An 18,142-nucleotide genomic window follows, 5' to 3' on the forward strand; every position below is an offset into this window, starting at 1 on the left:
ATTCCTTATTCAGGGATGACAGCGATCACATCAATTTCCATCAGCCACTGCGGCTGGCCGAGGGCGCTGACCACAAGGCCGGTGGAAATCGGGAACACGCCCTTGAGCCACTTGCCGACCTCCTGGTACACCGGCTCGCGATAGCGCGGGTCGATCAGGTAGGTGGTGGTCTTGACGATGTGGCTCAGGTCGCTGCCCGCCTCTTCCAGCAGTTGCTTGACGTTGCGCATGGCCTGCTCGGCCTGGGCGCGCGGATCACCGAGGCCCACCAGTTGGCCGTTGAAATCGGTACCGACCTGACCACGCACATACACGGTGTTGCCGGCGCGCACGGCCTGGCACAAATCGTTGTCCAGCGTCTGGTTCGGGTAGGTGTCTTTGGTGTTGAACATGCGGATGCGGGTATGAGTAGGCATTAACGAACTCCCATGAGGCTGGCTTTGTGAATAGGTGCACGGGCGGCTTCGGCTTGACGCTGGGTCGCATCCCGGTAGTTGAGATAGGTGTGCTGTTTAACGATGTGGTCGGCGATGTGCTTGGCGTCGTGCCAAACGCCCCAGATAAACGCGGAGCCACGACGGGACTGCCAAGGCAACCCCACGAAATACACCCCCGGCTCGGCCGACACACCGCGCTGGTGCTGCGGCTTGCCGTTTTCCTTGAAGGCATCGACCTTCAGCCAGCTGTAATCGGTTGAGTAACCAGTGGCCCAGATAATCGTGGTGACACCGGCCTTGAGCAGATCCAGTTCCAGGATTGGATTGGTCACGCAATCCGGGTCCGCCAGCATGGCCCGGGCTTCGGGTTCCAACGGCAGGTCCAGGCCATTGCGTTCGATGTAGGCGTCGGCCTTGTCGAGCAACGCCAAGTAGTTTTCATCGCCGCGCTGGATGTTGTCAGCGAGGTTGTTTTCGAAACTCACCATGGCGCCGTTGAACGCTTGGGTCAGGCCAACCAGGGTCATGCCCTGGTGAGCCAGCCGGCGGAAGTCCACGGTGTGGCCGCCACGGGCACCGCTCACGGCGATGGTCACGTGTTCCTTGCCCGGTTGCATGGCTTCGGCATCCCACTCGCCAAGCACCCCCAGCCACCAGCAGAAATCACGGTTGCGATAGGCACGCGGCGGACGATCGTGGGCGCCCACCGACAGGTAGACCTGCTTGCCGGAACGTTGCAGTTCATCGGCGATCTGCACGCCCGAGGAACCTGCGCCCACCACCAGCACCGCGCCTTCGGCCAGTTGCTGCGGGTTGTAGTATTGGGCGGAGTGAATCTGCGCGATGCCGGCGATTTGTGGGGCAATCGGCGGAATGGCCGGACGCTGGAACGGACCGGTGGCGACCACCACATGCCGGGCCTCGATCACGCCATCAGAGGTTTCAACGGTGAAACCGGGACGGTCGGTATTGCGTTCGACTTTCTTCACGTCCACGCCGGTACGGATCGGCGCGTTGAACTTGCGGGCGTAGGCTTCGAAGTACTCAGCCACCTGCTCTTTCCCGGCGAAGGCATCCGGGTCCAGACCGTCGAATTCCAGCCCCGGGAAGCGGTCGTGCCAGGCCGGGCCGTTGGCTACCAGCGAATCCCAGCGACCGGTGCGCCAGGCTTCGGCGATACGATTGCGCTCCACAACGAGGTGAGGCACACCGAGCTTGCTCAGGTGTTCACTCATGGCCACGCCGGCCTGGCCGGCGCCAACAACAAGCGTATCAATTTCGGTTTTATCAACTGTCATGGCTGTGCACTTCTGAAAGGTGGTTTGATTCAGGTCGGTCATGGCTGCCGCCTCGATTCTGATCACTGTTGTTCTTCTGCTGCGGCTATCGGTGTCAGGGTGTTGGCCGCATTCTGTTCGGAGCCGGGAAATAGCGAAATTATGTTTTTTGTGGTTGCTGGCGAGGAAAAAGCGTCGAGCCGACCGGTCGGCTGTGCAAGGTTGCGGGAGGCCTGATCCCGGCCTATGGTCCTAGCGATGCAATGCCGGCGATTGACGCCTGATGGCACAGCGCCGGTCGATGTCCACCCAGTGCGAATAGCGCAAGGAAGTGACGACATGACTGACAACTCCCGCCCTGCCGTGCTCGAACTGATCGGCAATACACCTCTGGTACGCGTCAGCCGATTCGATACCGGCCCGTGTACGCTGTTTCTCAAACTCGAATCCCAGAATCCCGGCGGCTCGATCAAGGACCGCATCGGTCTGGCGATGATCGACACCGCCGAACGCGATGGCCGCCTGCGCCCCGGCGGCACCATCGTCGAAGCCACCGCCGGCAACACCGGCCTCGGCCTGGCCCTGGTCGGCCGCGCCAAGGGTTACCGAGTGGTGCTGGTGGTGCCGGACAAGATGTCCACCGAGAAGGTCTTGCACCTCAAGGCCATGGGCGCCGAGGTGCACATCACCCGCTCCGACGTCGGCAAGGGCCATCCCGAGTATTACCAGGACGTCGCCGCACGGCTGGCAGCGGAAATTCCCGATGCGTTCTTCGCCGACCAGTTCAACAACCCGGCCAACCCGCTGGCCCACGAATGCAGCACCGCGCCGGAGATCTGGGCGCAAACCCAGCATGATGTGGACGCCATCGTCGTCGGCGTCGGTTCGGCCGGCACCCTCACCGGGCTGACCCGTTTCTTCAAACGGGTACAGCCGGACCTGGAAATGGTCCTGGCCGACCCGGTCGGCTCGGTGATGGCCGAATACAGCCGCGGTGGCACCCTCCCCACCCCCGGTTCCTGGGCTGTGGAAGGCATTGGCGAAGACTTCATCCCGTCGATTGCCGACCTGTCCAGCGTGCGCCACGCCTATTCGATCAGCGACGAAGAAAGCTTTGATCATGCCCGCCAACTGCTGCGCGCCGAAGGGATTCTCGGCGGTTCGTCGACCGGCACCTTGCTGGCGGCGGCGTTGCGTTACTGCCGCGAACAGACCCAGCCGAAACGGGTCGTCAGCTTCGTCTGCGACACCGGTACGCGTTACCTGTCGAAGGTCTACAACGACCAGTGGATGAACGATCAGGGCCTGCTGCAACGCAAGCATTACGGCGACCTGCGCGACCTGATCGCGCGGCGCTTCGAGGATGGCCGAGTGATCAGCGTCGGCCCGGATGACACGCTACTGACGGCTTTCCAGCGCATGCGCCTGGCGGATGTCTCGCAGCTGCCGGTGCTGGTGAAGGGGCAGCAACTGGTCGGCGTGATCGACGAGTCCGACATCCTGCTGGGCGTGCATGAAGACGTTGCGCACTTTCGCAGGGCCGTCTCCAGCGCCATGACCGACAAACTGCAAACCCTGTCCCCCGATGCCACCCTGGCTGAACTGGAAGCCGAGCTGGGCCGTGGACTGGTGGCGATCATCCAGGATGCCTCGGGCTTTCACGGCCTGATTACCCGAACCGACATGCTCAACCATTTGCGGAGATCCCTGCCATGAGTCAACAGGATAAAAGCGCCCCGCCACAGGGCTTCGCCACCCGGGTGATCCACGCCGGGCAAGCGCCGGACCCTTCGACCGGGGCGTTGATGCCGCCGATCTACGCCAACTCCACCTACCTGCAACAGAGCCCCGGGGTGCACAAAGGCCTGGACTACGGGCGTTCGCACAACCCGACGCGATGGGCGCTGGAACGCTGCGTGGCCGACCTCGAAGGTGGCACCCGGGGCTTTGCCTTCGCCTCGGGGCTGGCGACCATTTCCACGGTGCTCGAACTGCTCGACGCCGGCTCGCACATCGTTTCGGGCAACGACCTGTACGGCGGCACTTTCCGCCTGTTCGACAAGGTGCGCCAGCGCAGCGCCGGGCACCGCTTCAGCTTCGTCGACCTGACCGACCTGGCGGCGTTCGAGGCGTCCCTGCAAGACGACACACGCATGGTCATGGTCGAGACCCCGAGCAATCCGCTGCTGCGCCTCACCGACCTCTCCGCCATCGCCCGCACCTGCCGCGCCCGCGGCATCATCTGCGTGGCCGACAACACCTTCGCCAGCCCGTGGATCCAGCGCCCGCTGGAGCTTGGCTTCGACATCGTGCTGCACTCGACCACCAAATACCTCAACGGTCACTCCGACGTGATCGGCGGTATCGCCGTGGTCGGGCAGAACGCCGAACTGGCCGAGCGCCTGGGCTTCCTGCAAAACGCCGTCGGCGCCATCGCCGGCCCGTTCGATGCGTTCCTTACCCTGCGCGGCGTGAAGACCCTGGCGCTGCGCATGGAGCGACATTGCAGCAACGCACTGGAGCTGGCGCAGTGGCTGGAGCGCCAGCCACAAGTCTCACGGGTCTACTACCCAGGCCTGCCGTCGCACCCGCAACACGAACTGGCCCAGCGGCAAATGCGCGGTTTCGGCGGGATGATCTCCCTCGACCTCAACAGTGACCTGGCCGGTACCAAACGCTTCCTTGAAAGCGTGCAGATCTTCGCCCTGGCCGAAAGCCTGGGCGGCGTGGAAAGCCTGATCGAACACCCGGCAATCATGACCCACGCCACCATCCCGCCCGATACCCGCGCGGAACTGGGGATTGGCGATGGGTTGGTGCGGTTGTCGGTGGGCGTCGAGGATGTCGAGGACCTGCGTGCCGATCTGGCGCAGGCGTTGGCAAGGATGTAAATCACCTGAATGGTGGGACACCGCAAAACCTGTGGGAGCGGGCTTGCTCGCGAAGACGGCGGCACATCCAACATCGATGTGACTGACACGCCGCTTTCGCGAGCAAGCCCGCTCCCACAGGTCTTTTTTTGGCCTTAGGTCTTGTTGCAACGCTGGTCAAGCACGCAAGAGCCCCTATAATCGCGCCGTTTTCGTCTACCCTCACGAAGCGTCGTGCAGCAATCAGCTTGTGCGGGGCGCATCGACATTTTTCCGCTATTGAACCGGAGAACTTCCATGCTCAAACGTACCCTGGCATTGGCCGTCGGCCTGTCCCTATCCTTTTCCGCCCTGTTGGCACAGGCCGCCGATACCCTCAAGGTCAGCGCCATTCCTGATGAAGCCCCCACCGAATTGCTGCGCAAGTTCAAGCCCCTGGGCGAGTATCTGGAGAAGCAACTGGGCATGAAGGTCGAGTTCGTACCGGTGTCCGACTACCCGGCGGTGGTCGAGGCTCTGGCCACAGACCGCATCGACATGGCCTGGCTGGGCGGCTTCACCTTCGTGCAGGCGCGACTGAAAACCGGCAATGCCATTCCACTGGTACAGCGTGAGCAGGACGCCCAGTTCACCAGCAAATTCATCACCGCCGACCCGGCCGTCAAGTCGCTGGCCGACCTCAAGGGCAAGTCCTTTGCCTTCGGTTCGGTCTCATCGACGTCGGGCAGTCTGATGCCGCGTTACTTCATGCTGCAGGACGGCATCAAGCCGGAAACCTATTTCAGTCGCGTCGGTTACTCGGGCGCCCACGACGCCACGGTCGCCTGGGTTCAGGCTGGCAAAGTGGACGCCGGCGTACTCAATGCCAGCGTCTGGGAAAAACTGGTCAAGGCCGGCAAGGTCGATACCGACAAGGTCAAGGTCTTCGCCACCACACCGGCCTACTTCGACTACAACTGGACCGTGCGCGGCACCCTCGACCCGGCCCTGGCTGGCAAAATCAAGGCGGCATTCCTCGCGCTCGACCCGGCCAACCCGGAGCAAAAAGCGATTCTGGACCTGCAAGCCGCCAGCCGCTTCATCGAGACCAAGCCTGAGAACTACAAGGGCATCGAGGAAGCCGCGCGCGCTGCCGACCTGCTGAAATGACCTTGCACCTGAACCGGGTCAGCATCACCCACGGTAACGGCGTGCGTGCGCTGCATGAGGTCGACCTGCACATCGGCGCCGGTGAGCAAGTCGCAATCATCGGCCCGTCCGGTGCCGGCAAGTCGAGCCTGCTCAACGTGCTGGCCACCGCCCTGCGCCCGGACAACGGCGCGGTCGAGGTACTCGGCGAACACGCCTGGCAGCTCGGCGCGCGTCGGCGTCAGCAGTTGCGGGCGCGCATCGGCCTGGTGCATCAGGCACCACCCCTGCCCCCCCGGCAACGGGTGGTCACGGCGGTGCTGGCCGGAAAGCTGGGGCAATGGGGTTTTGCCAAAAGCCTGTTGAGCCTGCTGCATCCGGTGGATGTTCCAGGCGCACGGGCGGCACTGCTCAAGCTGGACCTGGGTGACAAGCTGTTCGCCCAGTGCCAGCAATTGTCCGGCGGCCAACTGCAGCGCGTGGGCATTGCCCGGGTGCTGTACCAGGCGCCCGAAGTGCTGCTGGCCGATGAGCCGGTGTCGGCGATGGACCCTGTGCTGGCCGGGCACACCCTGTCAGTTCTCTGCCGACACGCCCGGGAACACCAGGTGACACTGGTCGCCAGCCTGCATGCGGTGGAACTGGCCCTGGCGCACTTCTCGCGCATCATCGGATTGCGTGAAGGGCAGATCCTGTTCGATCTTCCCGCCAGCGACGTCGACCATGATTTGCTCGACAAGCTCTACGCCAACGAGCAACTGCAATCGCCGCCCGCGCCGGTGGCGCCCTTGAGCCTGCAGATTCCACGATGCTGACCCGCGATACACGAGACCCGGCCACCCTGCCCCGCCTGCTGCTCAGTCTGTTGGCGCTTGCCCTGTTGTGGCCCGGTATTCATTTCAGCGAACTGGACCTGGGTGTGCTGCTCCAGGCTGACAGCCAGAGCGAGATGGGCCGGTTTGTCTCGGCCTTCTGGCCACCGGCCCATGGCGAAGAGTTCCTCCAGTTGCTGTGGCAAGCCACGTTGCAAACCCTGGCCATCGCCACCGCCGGCATGGCCCTGGCCTTGCTATTGGCCATCCCCGCCAGCCTGCTGGCCAGCCGGGCGCTCTCGTTGTCGGCGGCTTCGCGCAGCGGTCGCCCGAGCGCCTTGGGACGGTTGTTGCGCTGGCCGGTGCGCGGGTTGCTGATCTTCCTGCGCAGCGTGCCGGAAATCGTCTGGGCCTTGCTGTTCGTGCGCGCCGTCGGCCTTGGCCCGACGGCCGGGGTGCTGGCCATTGCCATCACCTACAGCGGCATGCTGGGCAAGGTCTACGCGGAGATTTTCGAATCGGTGGACCAGCGTCCCGCCCACTCACTGCTGCAAGCCGGCAGCAGCCGATTGGCGGCGTTCTGCTACGGCATCCTGCCCAATGTCGGGGCGGAGTTGCTGTCGTATACGGTGTATCGCTGGGAATGCGCGATCCGCGCGTCGGTGGTGATGGGCTTCGTCGGCGCCGGCGGGCTGGGCCAGCAGATCGACTTGTCGTTGCGCATGTTCGCCGGCGGTGAAGTGGCGAGCATGTTGCTGACCTTTTTCGTCCTGGTGCTGTTCGCCGATCAGATCAGCCGCCTGTTGCGCTGGAGGTTCGCATGAATCGCCTTTTCAACCTGCTGCTGATCCTCTGTATCTGCGCGGCGGTCGTGGCCTCGTTCAGCTACCTGAGCATCGACCTCGGCGAACTGACGGGCAGCGGTAACCTGAAGCAGATGGGCGCCTACGTGCTGCGTTTTCTCAGCCCGGACCTGAGCACCGGCCATCTGCAAGCCATCGGCCGTGGCGCCGTGGAAACCATGGCCATGTCGGCCCTCGGCACCCTGCTCGCGGCGGTATTCGGCCTGGTCCTGGCTTTGCCGGCGGCCGGTCGTTTCGGTTGGCCGTTGCAGAGTGCGTCGCGCCTTGTGCTTAACGCCCTGCGCGCAATTCCCGAACTGGTGTGGGCCGCGCTGATGGTGCTGGCAGCCGGACTCGGCCCCAACGCCGGGACCCTGGCATTGGCCATGCACACCACCGGGGTGCTGGGTCGATTGTTCGCCGAAGCGCTGGAAAACACCCCGCCGCAACCGGCCGAAGCCATCCGTCTGCAGGGCGGCAACGTCGTCTGGGCCTTCTGTTATGGCACCCTGCCCAACCTGTTTCCACAGCTGCTGGCGTACATCCTGTACCGCTGGGAAAACAACATCCGCATGGCCAGCGTGCTGGGTTTTGTCGGTGCCGGCGGTTTGGGGCAGATGCTCTATGTCAGCCTCAGCCTGTTCCAGGAGGCCCAGGCTAGTACTGTGATCCTGGCGATGTTGGTGCTGGTGTTTGCGGTTGATGGGTTGAGTAGTTGGAGTCGGCAGCGTTGGGTTAAGGCGTGATGGGGGATTGCATGGATTTGCTCACCTGATTGCATTCGAGCTGAGCAACCATTTGTATGGAGTTGACTACCACGTTTTATGGCTATGATCGGCAGAAAACGACCGATTCTGTTGAAAAAATCGACCATGGTTTCCACGACAGAAAAGTACGCGCTTGAGATTGAAATCTTTACTTTTTGAACAGAGGATTCCGGGTTCAGATTTCGCATGGCGGCGCGCGAAAAAGGCGTTTTCAGTGGTCAGTTTGCGAGCAGTCTGGAAGAACCGACTTTTTCAACAGAATCGGCCGTTTGCTGCCTGTCGCGAAGGGTGGCAGCCGACCCAGAGCTGCCATTCCTAATGTGGACGTAGAGTCCATCAGGGCGACTGAGTCAATCAGAAACTGGGGCGGTCCCCCGTCTGGATTAACGGGCGCTCACTTAATTCCGACCCTATCCTGCAATGTCGCTTTCACGTCACTACTCATTTGTGGTTACCCCTGGGGGGTAATTACATGTCGCTCTACCGCGCTCCATACTCTGGCCAGCCCTGGCGGGTTGGGCCCTTACTTAACTGTGCAAGGAACAGAGATGAAGATTGAATTGGTGCAACTGGCTGGCCGTGACGGCGATGTCGTTCACAACCTCGGGCGTACCTTGGAGGCCATCGCTACCTGCGCGGCTGACACGGATCTGTTGATTTTCCCGGAAACCCACCTGACGGGATTTGTCGATGCCGAGCAATTGGCGAGTGTTGCCGAACCCTTGGATGGCCCCACCTTGCAGGCCATCGAGCAGCTGGTGCGCAAGCGTAATGTCTCGGTCGTCGTCGGCATTGCGGAGAATGATGGCGGCATCTTTTACAACACCTCAGTGCTGGTGACTCCCGAAGGTATCGCCTTGCGCTACCGCAAGACCCACCTGTGGCCATCGGAGCGTGGTCTGTTCCAGCCGGGTGACCGCTATGTCACGGCACTGTGGAAGGGCCTGCGTGTAGGCATCCTGATTTGCTACGACATCGAACTCCCGGAAAGTGCCCGTGCCCTTGGGCAGCTCGGCGCCGAGTTGATACTGGTCACTAACGGCAACATGGATCCCTACGGCCCGGTCCATCGCACGGCAATCATGGCTCGCGCCCAGGAAAACCAAGCGTTTGCTGTCATGGTGAATCGGGTGGGAGAAGGAGATGACGGCCTGGTGTTTGCAGGGGGCAGCGCAGTGGTCAATCCGCTCGGACAAATAATGTTTGAGGCCGGCCGCGAGGAGTGTCAGCAGGTGGTCACGCTTGATCTTGACCAGCTCAAGGATTCCCGTCGGGATTACGACTATCTCAACGACCGTCGCCTGCATCTGACAGGTGAGCAACTTGAGCATACGGACGGTCGTCGCGAGCTGCTGATTCCTTGAGTCGCTCGAATTCTTTTCCCCCGTAATACGTTATTGATCTTGCCGATGTCGGCCCTGCCATATAAATCTAACAATCAGCAGGCGCAGCGCTGTTTTTTTTTAAACAGCGCTACCGCTCCGGAGTCTCCAGATGAACCCGAAAGTCGGTTTACAGCTAGTCCTTGCCTCACTGTTGAGTACAAGCATCCTCTGTACTGAGGCTTCTGAGCCCAAGATGAATATCTACAGCTGGTACGACTTTATCGCACCGGATGCGACGAAAAATTTTCACGAAGAAACCGGCATCAAAGCGACGTATGACTCATTCGATAACGCCGATGTCATGCAAAGTAAACTCATGGCCGGCCGCAGCGGCTATGACGTGGTAATTGCTACCGATGGGCTATTGCCAAACCTGATAAAGGCCGGTGTCCTCAAGGAAATAGACCGGGCGCAATTGTCCAATTATCACCATCTCAACCCGGATATCCTTGCCAAGTTGCAAGCTAACGATCCAGGCAATCGATACGCCGTTCCGTATATGTGGGCTACCACCGGGATTGGTTATGATGCGAACAAGGTCAAGTCGATTCTTGGTCTGGATGCTCCGGTCAATTCATGGGACCTGATTTTAAAGGAGGAGAACCTCGCCAAGTTAAGCCAATGCGGCGTGGCCATGCTGGACGCACCGGGCGAGATTTTTCCGATAGTACTGCATTACCTTGGGCTGCCTTATAACAGTCAGAATCCTGAGGACTTCCGCAAAGCTGAGGCGCTGTTGCTGAAGCTGCGCCCGTACATCCGTTACTTCGACTCATCTAAATTCAGCGCTGACTTGGCCAATGGCGACGTCTGTGTTGTGCTCGGCTGGGCTGGCGGAGTTTTCGGGGCACAAGAGAGTTCCAGACTTGCTGGCAACGGTCGCAAGATCATCTATAGCATTCCTCGCGAAGGTGCCCCGGTTTGGGTGGAAAACCTTGTGCTGCTTAACGATTCCCCGAATCCAGCGGAGGGAATGGCCTTCATCAATTACATGCTTCGCCCTGAGGTCATCGCTAAGTCCTCCAACTATTTGGCATATCCGAACGCCAACAAGGACGCCACCGCGCTGGTCGAGGAGAATATTCGCAATAACCCTGACGTTTATCCGTCGAAGCAGGTTTTGGATACTCTGTTCCCGCTGGAGCCGATATCGCTGAAAATGGAGCGTGTACGTACCCGTCTCTGGAGCAAGATCAGGACTGGCAGTTGATCGTACCTGCAGAAGGACGATTAGGGGCCATTGCTCGCACTGCCCTGGAGATCCACAGTGACTGCTTATGGCCGACTTCTGCCTTCCTCGACCGGCTGAAATCGACCCGACATTCGGAATAAAAAAATAGATCAGTCCCCTTTCCCGGTCCGGAGTCCCCTTTCCCGGTCCCCTTTCCCCTGTCCCCTTTCCCCTTCTGGTTTCACTGCCACCACAAAGCTCCAGCCAGGCCCCAGGTCCAGACGCGAGCGACTCGGCATGCTCACGCCATCCCCGGCGTGAGCATGCGCCGATCACTCAGGTAAAGGCGAAGTCCGCCTCGGTGATCGCGGCCTGTGGGACGCCGGTCAAGGTGATGCTTCCCACATCCGGCTGGCCAGTGACGGTAATGAATGCCTCACCGAACTGTTCTCCAATATCGAGACTCGCGAAGGTGAAACCGCTATTGCTCAGGTCGATCAGGTCAGTGCCGTCCTCGAAGTCGAAGATGGTGTCCGCTCCCCACACCGCACCGAACTGGAACTTGTCCGCACCGAGGCTCGGCTCGAAGAAGACGTCACCGACCATGAAGTCGTCGACACTGCTGCCCACCAATACGTCGGCGCCTACGCCGCCTTCCATGACGGCGCCGCTGGCGCCCGCGGTCAGGGTGTCGTTGCCGGCGTCACCGTCGAGGTTGGACTGGAAGCCGAAGGGGTCGTCGCCCCCAAACAGCTGGTCGTCGCCATCGCCGCCACTGGCATTGGCGAATTCCTGGACGATCAGGGTGTCGTTGCCGGAACCGCCGAGCAGCTCGTCGAAGCCCAGGCCGCTATCGATGACGTCGTCACCGCTGCCGCCGTCGAGGAAGTCGGCTCCTTCCAGGCCGAAGATCTGGTCATTACCGCCCAGGCCGAAGATGCGATCGTCGCCATCGGTGCCGGTGAGCACATCATTCCCCTCGGTGCCAGCGGTGACGAGGCTCGTGTTACGACCGAAGTCGCCCGCCGTCAGGTTGTGCGTGCCCTGCAGGCGCAGGGTGAAGTCGAGGCTGTCGAGCACACCGTCGTCGTTTTCGTCGGCGATCAGCCAGGTGTTGCCAGGGCGCAGGCTGTAGAACAGGTCGGTCACGCCGTTGCCACCGCCCACCAGTACGGCGCCCAGTTGCGGATTGACATTGACCTGGCCGCGGAAGAAGAACTCATTGTTGAGTTCCAGGGTGTCGCCGCCCACTACGCCAGCGCCCTGGAAGTCGACCAGGGTGTCGAAGGTGGCGAAGGGCGAGCTGGGGTTGAAGCCGGTGAAGAACTCGAATTCGTCGTCGCCGGCGCCACCGGTGAGACTGTCCTGGCCACCTTCACCCATGATCAGATCGTTGCCGGCGCCGCCATTGAGCATGTCGTTGCCGGGGCCGGCGAACAGTTCGTCGTTGCCGTCTTCGCCGAAGATCTGGTCATTGCCGTCGCCGCCGAAGAAGTCGTCGTTGCCCACGCCGCCATTGAGGACGTCGTTGCCGTCGTCGCCGTCGAGGGTGTCGTTGCCTTCGCCGCCATTGACGACGTCGTTGCCAGCGCCGCCGGACAGGGTGGTGTCGTTGCCGGCGCCACCGTTGATGATGTCGTTGCCCTCATTGCCGGTCAGAAGGTCGCGGTCGGCGCCACCATTGATAATGTCATTGCCGGTGCCGCCGGAGATCCGGTCGATGCCCGCGTCACCGTTCAGAGTATCGTTACCGTCGCCGCCATTGATGATGTCGTTGCCGCCATTGCCGTTGATCACATCGCCGCCGCCCAGGCCGAAGATGGTGTCGGGATCGTTGGTGCCATTGATCACGTCGCCGCCTTCAGTGCCGCGCAGGACGAAGGCGGTGGTGCCGAAGTCGCTCCTGTCCAGGTTGTGGACGCCGTCCAGCTGCACAGCGAAGTCAGTGGCGTCGAAGATGCCGTTGTCGTTGGAGTCGGCGAACAGCAGGGTGCTGGCGGCACCGAGGGCGAAGAAGACTTCGGTGAAGCCGTTATTGCCGAAACCGAGGCTGGTTCCCACCGTGGGTACGTCGTTGCGGACGCCCTGGAAGACCAGGCGGTTGGGGAAGCTGGAGAGCCGCAGGATGTCGCCGCCGACCTGACCTGCACCTTCGAAGTCGGTGACGCGGTCCTGGCTCAGGGAGCTGGACTCGTTACCGGTTTCCACGGTCCAGAAGTAGCTGTCGATGCCGGCACCGCCGGTGAGGATATCGGCGCCTGATCCGCCGTCGAGAGTGTCGTTGTCGTTGCCTCCGAGAAGTGTGTCGTTGCCGAGGTCGCCGAAGAGGTCATCGTTGCCGTCACCGCCGTCGACATTGTCGTTGCCGCCAAGGGCAAACACGCTGTCGTTGCCGGCCAGGCCGGTTATTTGGTCGTCTTCCTCGGTGCCGAGCAGAAAGTCATCACCCAGGGTGCCAGGGATAGTAGCCATGGTTCTACCCTCCGTTGATGGAGATGGTAAGCGTGAACTGCGTTACAGCGGGTTGAGGCTAGTTAGACAACTCCAAGGGATCGCAAGTGCGCCACTTTGACCTGACCGTTTATCGCGAATGCAGCCGCGTGTTGATGAGCCCTGTAGCATTCGCCAACCCTCCACCCTGCCACATGGCTAGCTCCAGAGTTCCAGGGCAGGAGGGGTTGAAAAGCGGTCATTGCCCGCTGAAGTAATGAAATATTGAGAAACACATAAGTCTTCCTTGAGTGAACTTTCACAAAGTTCTCCCATACAGTACTGCCCACGCAAAAAAACCCTTCCTGCGATTCAACACAGGAAGGGTTTTTTGTTTGCGGCCGATCAGTCTTTAGCCTGGCTCAACTTGGTGAACAACTCGGTCGGTACTTTCTTGCCATTGGAGATGTACTGGTTGGTGCGGAACTTGTACACCTCACCTTCGGACAGGAAACCATCACCGTTGGTGTCCATCGCCTTGAATTCCTCAGTGCCCTTGGGCGCCACCGCCAGCAGTTCCTTGAGCGACACGCGACCGTCATCATCGGTATCGGTGCGCGCGAACGAAGCATCGCCGCACTTGCCTTCACCGCACTTGCCCTCGGCCTGGGTCTTTTGCGCGCCGGCTTCGCTGGCACCGCACTTGCCTTCGCCACACTTGCCTTCGCTGGTCTTCTCCGCGGAAGCCAGTTGATAGCCCTGAGGCAAGGCTTCAGCGGAAAACGCAGTGGACGCGAAGTTGATACCGCCGACCAGTGCAACAGCGAGCAGGCCAATACGGGTTTTGTTCGACTGGATACGAGACATGTTGATACTCCGGATCATTTGCGCGGCTGGACCACTATTGGTCGTGCCACAAGGGTTGATAAACCTGATTGCGAGCTGCGTTGTGCCTCTCGCTTTGGCAGGTCTATTTGGCCCCGGTGGTGTATCCCGGCTGTATCCGTAAAGCGCTGGTTTTGTATGGCTGTACGAAGATGTGGCGCCCTGATACACGGCGATACAACAAAAGCCTCAAGCTTCTAGAGTTCATTGACGACCTAGACCTTACAACTCAAGGAGCGTTAAGCATGAACGGCAAACGTATAGCAGCGGGATTGAGTCTTTTGTTCGCACTCAGTGGTGCGTGCCTGGCGGCGCCGGGCACCATCAGGTTTCAAGGCAGCATTGTGGAGCCGGGCTGTCAGTCACGCGTGGGTACGCACGGCACATTCGGACTTTACCAATGCCCGGCCCAGAGTCGCGCGATGGGGATTGAAGCAAACACCATCGCGCCAACCGCCAATGTGGTCGCAGTCGGTCAATCCAGCGTCAACGTCAAACTGCTCGCTGACAGTGGTCGGGAAGGTCGCTATTTCGATCAGCAGTATGTGTTGGTGGATGATGCAGGCTCCCCTGTCCGCTCGGGGAGCTACCTGATTACCCTCAGCATTCCCTGACAACTGAGCCGGGCCGATGTTGGCTGAGACTTACACTGAACCTGTGGCGAGGGGGCTTGCCCCCGCTCGGCGGCGAAGCCGTCGCAAAACCTGCCTGCACTATCTGACTGAAGAAAAGCGGGGGCCGCTTCGCAGCCCAACGGGGGCAAGCCCCCTCGCCACAAATGTCATGACCCTACAATTGCGAAGGTGAGGCTTAGTTCGGGTCCAGCAACCCGCCGCTCCAGTTGCGCGACACCCGGCTGCCGGTGAATTTCGCCACCCCCATGCCCTGGGGTATCAGTCGGTCGCGATAGCGCGTCACCAGGCGCCCCGCTTGCTCGGCGTGCAGTACCACTTCGGAAGATGGGTCGCCCGGGGTCCTGAGAATCCGTGCAAAGCGCTGCCCCTCTTCGACGAAATCCCCCAGCTCTTTTTCGAAGATCAGCACCCCGGGTTGCGGGGCGAGGATGGTTTCCATGTGGCCCATTTCCACGGCTTCGACGGGCCATTCTGCAGGCGCCACTGACTCATCGATGACACCGCAACCGCACAGCCAGTTGTACAGCCCTGCGGCATCCTGTTCGGCAAAACGGTCGCTGACATCGCCCTGCCCGCGCAGCTCCAGGGTCGCAGCCATCCGCCCCGCTGTGACTCCGTCGCGTATCCACGGGGCAATGATGGTTTCCTCGAAGGAGCCATCGCCGCCGTCATCCCAGATGATCGCCACGTCCATCTTCATCGCCGCCGCCAGTTCGCGGCCACGGGGCCAGAAACTGCGGTGCACGTACAGGTACGGTAGCGCCTCGTCATCGGTGTGCAGGTCAAGCATCACATCGGCCGTGGCGGCCAGTTGCACCAGTTTCTTTTGCCATTGCTGAACGCAGGTCGAAGGTCGCGCCATGGCCGCCGACTGGTCGAACGAGCGATTGAAGTTATGCCCGGTGGCGTCGTGATAACGGCCAAGGATCCGCCCCTGGCGAAACTGCCCGATGCCCAGCGGATTGGCCTGCGGCACCACGGTGATGTTGCCTTTGAGCCGGCCCTGGGTTTCGGCGGTGTGCAGTCGTTGCATCAGCAGGTGCAGGACCAGCATCCCGGCGATTTCATCGGCGTGTACGCCGGCTTGCAGGTGCACGTTTGGCCCGCTGCCGTCGCCTGCATAACGCCAGGCACCGACCCGCACGGCATCGCCATTGTTGTTGCGAACACTGAACGAAATATCCTGCGGCATTGGCTTTCCTCCCGTCATGAATGCTGAAAAACATGGTATCGCTGCTGTAGCTGGTGATTGAACAGACGTTCAACTAAGCTCGGAATCGTGGAACCTCACCCAAGGACACCCCTGTGACAACCGATGCCCCGAAAAACCGCCGCGCCGAACCCGATGACCGTCGCGAAATGCTGGTGGCCGCCACTCTGCGTTGCCTGGGCCGCGACGGTCACGCCGGGATTTCCGTACGGCGCATTGCCACCGAAGCCGGCGTGTCCGTGGGGTTGCTCAACCACCATTTCGGCAGCATCGAGGCACTGATCGCCGACACCTATCAACGGCTCGCGAACGAACTGACCACCGCCCTGCTCCAGGAAATCGAGCAGGCCCAGACACCCGCGCAAAAGATCGATGCCTTCCTGGAAGGCTCGTTCTCGCCCCGGGTCATGGACCCGCAACTGCTCGGCGTGTGGGTGGTGTTCTGGAGCCTGATCCGTCACTCCGAACACGTCAGCCAGTCCCACGAAAAAAGTTACCGCGCCTACCTCGACCTGATCCGTCAGTTGCTCGACGGGCTGGCCGCCAGCGAAGGCTTCGTGATTCACGACACGCGCCTGGCCGCCATCGGCTTATCGGCGATGCTCGACGGTCTCTGGCTCGAGTGGTGCCTGAACCCCGAGACCTTCAGCGCCGCCAACGGACTCCACATCTGCCGTTGCTGGATAAAGGGGCTGCGTCACGGAGCATTCAGCACCGACGACATCCTGTGAAGAATGCCGGCCGAAGATCATCGCCAGGGTGCCACTGACGGCGATCAGCCCGGCGCCGATCATCAGCGACATGTCCATCAGCGTGCCCCAGACCAGGCTCGACAGCGCAAACGCCCAGATCAGCCCGGTGTATTCGAACGGCGCAAGCAAGGTGGCGGTGGCGCGGCGGAAACTGGCGAACAACAGGAACTGGCCGATGCCGCCCACCAGGCCGGCGCCGAGCATGCCCAGCCAGGCGGGCGTCGGTGATGGCGTGTGGGTCCACGGCAGGGCAACCGCCATGCAAATCACGAACACCACGTTGGTGATCAGCATCTGCTCCAGCACTGAGGTCTGCTCATCCACCTGACGCAACTGGATATAGGTGAACGCCCAGCACATCGCCGCCAGCAGGGTCAGGACGATCGGCAACGGATCGGTCATGTTGTCGGGGCGACAGGCAATGACCACCCCGACAAAACCGATGATCAGGCTGAACCACTGCCAACCGCTGGCGCGCTCCTTGAGGATCACCGCCGCCAGCACCGTGACCATGATCGGCGCGGAAAAATACAGGGTGGTCATCTCGGCCAGGGTCAGGTCCCGGGCCGCCGTGTAGTACAGCACCCAGGCGACGATCGACAGCAAACCGCGCACCACCAGCAAGCGCCGGCTCGGTGAACGCCACGCCCGCTGGATCAGGCGCAGGCGCCCCGCCAACAATACCGCGGCGACCACCACCAGGCTGCGCCAGAACAGGATGGTCACCACCGAATAGTCGGCCACCAGCCATTTGATGACCGCGTCCTGCAAGGCCAGGAACGCGTAGCCCAGGGTGCACAGGCCAATGCCCTGCAGCGAACGGTCAACCGTTGGCGAACTCATCAGACTGACCTGCGCACGGGCGTCCCGCGCCGTTCGGCAAAGGCAAACAGCGCTTCGATCAGGAACGTCAGGCAGACGTAGACGGCGGCCACCAGCAACAAGGGTTCGTACACCTGCAGGGTCTGCGCGCGGACCACGTTGGCGGCGCCGAGCAGGTCGATCACGGCGATGGTCGAGGCCAGTGCCGTGGACTTGAGCAGCATCACGGTTTCCCCGGCCAGGGTTGGTAACAGCAGGCGCAGGGCTCGGGGCAAGCGCACTCGCAACAACGACTGGCGCGCGGTCATGCCGAAGGCCGACGCGGCTTCCATTTCACCCTTGGGCACCGCCAGCAGGCCACCGCGAATCACTTCGCCGACATAGGCCCCCATCGACACCACCAGGGCGAACACGATGTACCAGTAGCCATCACGCAGGTACGGCCAGAGAAAGCTGCCACGAATCAGCGGGAACTGGGCAAACAGGCTGCCCAGCCCGTAGTAGTAGATGTAGATCTGGATCAGCAACGGCGTGCCGCGCGTCACGCTGGTGTAGAACAGGCTGACCTTGGCGATCACCTTGTTTTTCGAGATCCGTGCCAGCGCCACCAGCACCGCCAGCAGGTAACCGAACACACTCGATACCAACAGAATGACGAGGGTGGTTTGCAGCCCCCGGCCCAACAGTGCCGCGTATTCGACTATCCACGCTGGAATCAT

At 61.4% G+C, this 18,142-nt stretch carries 16 protein-coding genes and 1 pseudogene; 10 read left to right on the forward strand and 7 right to left on the reverse strand.

All coding sequences use genetic code 11. The features are described 5' to 3' along the window. Nucleotides 1–5 precede the first annotated feature (5 nt). Together PspS34_RS16850 and PspS34_RS16855 are read right to left on the reverse strand one after the other, a co-directional pair. Complete coding sequence (locus PspS34_RS16850) at nt 6–416, reverse strand: RidA family protein (protein ID WP_003201555.1); 411 nt, start codon at nt 414–416, stop codon at nt 6–8. Continuing rightward, nucleotides 416–1,777, reverse strand: a complete 1,362-nt coding sequence (locus PspS34_RS16855; RefSeq protein WP_174245524.1) for an NAD(P)/FAD-dependent oxidoreductase — start codon at nt 1,775–1,777, stop codon at nt 416–418. Before PspS34_RS16855 ends, PspS34_RS16850 begins: the two co-directional genes overlap by 1 nt. A gap of 276 nt (nt 1,778–2,053) precedes the next feature. Between PspS34_RS16855 and PspS34_RS16860 the strand changes: the two genes are divergently transcribed. The 8 genes from PspS34_RS16860 (at nt 2,054) to PspS34_RS16895 (ending at nt 10,728) form a co-directional block, all read left to right on the forward strand. Then, nucleotides 2,054–3,430 carry a pyridoxal-phosphate dependent enzyme gene (locus tag PspS34_RS16860; protein WP_090456244.1) on the forward strand — a complete coding sequence of 459 codons (1,377 nt, stop codon included), beginning with the start codon at nt 2,054–2,056 and terminating at the stop codon, nt 3,428–3,430. Further along, the gene (locus PspS34_RS16865; RefSeq protein WP_154862019.1) at nt 3,427–4,605 is read left to right on the forward strand and encodes a PLP-dependent aspartate aminotransferase family protein; all 1,179 of its coding nucleotides are present in this window, start codon (nt 3,427–3,429) and stop codon (nt 4,603–4,605) included. The genes PspS34_RS16860 and PspS34_RS16865 overlap by 4 nt, the downstream gene beginning before the upstream one ends. Nucleotides 4,606–4,881: 276 nt before the next feature. After that, nucleotides 4,882–5,733: a putative selenate ABC transporter substrate-binding protein gene (locus PspS34_RS16870; RefSeq protein WP_102671911.1), complete on the forward strand. Its 852-nt coding sequence runs from the start codon at nt 4,882–4,884 to the stop codon at nt 5,731–5,733. Then, the gene (locus tag PspS34_RS16875) at nt 5,730–6,527 is read left to right on the forward strand and encodes an ATP-binding cassette domain-containing protein (protein WP_154862020.1); all 798 of its coding nucleotides are present in this window, start codon (nt 5,730–5,732) and stop codon (nt 6,525–6,527) included. The genes PspS34_RS16870 and PspS34_RS16875 overlap by 4 nt, the downstream gene beginning before the upstream one ends. Further along, nucleotides 6,521–7,348, forward strand: a complete 828-nt coding sequence (locus PspS34_RS16880; protein WP_154862021.1) for an ABC transporter permease subunit — start codon at nt 6,521–6,523, stop codon at nt 7,346–7,348. Before PspS34_RS16875 ends, PspS34_RS16880 begins: the two co-directional genes overlap by 7 nt. Further along, complete coding sequence (gene phnE / locus PspS34_RS16885; protein WP_154862022.1) at nt 7,345–8,112, forward strand: phosphonate ABC transporter, permease protein PhnE; 768 nt, start codon at nt 7,345–7,347, stop codon at nt 8,110–8,112. Before PspS34_RS16880 ends, phnE begins: the two co-directional genes overlap by 4 nt. Before the next feature lie 569 nt (nt 8,113–8,681). Next, a complete protein-coding gene (locus PspS34_RS16890; protein WP_154862075.1) occupies nt 8,682–9,497 on the forward strand; it encodes a carbon-nitrogen hydrolase family protein in 816 nt (271 codons plus the stop codon). Nucleotides 9,498–9,627: 130 nt separating this feature from the next. Beyond that, nucleotides 9,628–10,728 (forward strand): polyamine ABC transporter substrate-binding protein, encoded by a 1,101-nt coding sequence (locus PspS34_RS16895; RefSeq protein ID WP_154862023.1) that lies wholly within the window; start codon nt 9,628–9,630, stop codon nt 10,726–10,728. A gap of 297 nt (nt 10,729–11,025) precedes the next feature. Here the strand turns inward: PspS34_RS16895 and PspS34_RS16900 are convergent, their stop codons facing one another. Beyond that, a complete protein-coding gene (locus tag PspS34_RS16900; RefSeq protein ID WP_154862024.1) occupies nt 11,026–13,161 on the reverse strand; it encodes a calcium-binding protein in 2,136 nt (711 codons plus the stop codon). A gap of 363 nt (nt 13,162–13,524) precedes the next feature. Further along, nucleotides 13,525–13,986, reverse strand: coding sequence for a hypothetical protein (locus PspS34_RS16905; protein ID WP_154862025.1), 462 nt, complete (start codon nt 13,984–13,986; stop codon nt 13,525–13,527). 263 nt (nt 13,987–14,249) lie between these two features. On the opposite strand from PspS34_RS16905, the gene PspS34_RS16910 reads away from it, so the two are divergent. After that, nucleotides 14,250–14,618, forward strand: a complete 369-nt coding sequence (locus tag PspS34_RS16910) for a type 1 fimbrial protein (RefSeq protein ID WP_154862026.1) — start codon at nt 14,250–14,252, stop codon at nt 14,616–14,618. Between the two features lie 196 nt (nt 14,619–14,814). Here PspS34_RS16910 and PspS34_RS16915 read toward each other — a convergent pair whose 3' ends face one another. Then, a complete protein-coding gene (locus PspS34_RS16915) occupies nt 14,815–15,831 on the reverse strand; it encodes a succinylglutamate desuccinylase/aspartoacylase family protein (RefSeq protein WP_154862027.1) in 1,017 nt (338 codons plus the stop codon). A gap of 167 nt (nt 15,832–15,998) precedes the next feature. Here PspS34_RS16915 and PspS34_RS16920 point away from each other — a divergent pair. Continuing rightward, nucleotides 15,999–16,484: pseudogene (locus PspS34_RS16920) on the forward strand (TetR family transcriptional regulator C-terminal domain-containing protein); the annotation flags it as partial. Here the strand turns inward: PspS34_RS16920 and PspS34_RS28650 are convergent. Both PspS34_RS28650 and PspS34_RS16930 read right to left on the reverse strand, forming a co-directional pair. Continuing rightward, nucleotides 16,440–17,444 carry a DMT family transporter gene (locus PspS34_RS28650; RefSeq protein WP_154862029.1) on the reverse strand — a complete coding sequence of 335 codons (1,005 nt, stop codon included), beginning with the start codon at nt 17,442–17,444 and terminating at the stop codon, nt 16,440–16,442. The pseudogene PspS34_RS16920 and the gene PspS34_RS28650 overlap by 45 nt on opposite strands. Further along, entirely contained in the window at nt 17,444–18,142 is a 699-nt protein-coding gene (locus PspS34_RS16930) for an ABC transporter permease subunit (RefSeq protein WP_150814383.1), read from the reverse strand. Before PspS34_RS16930 ends, PspS34_RS28650 begins: the two co-directional genes overlap by 1 nt.

The organism is Pseudomonas sp. S34 (assembly GCF_009866745.1).
Classification (GTDB): Bacteria; Pseudomonadota; Gammaproteobacteria; order Pseudomonadales; family Pseudomonadaceae; genus Aquipseudomonas; species Aquipseudomonas jessenii.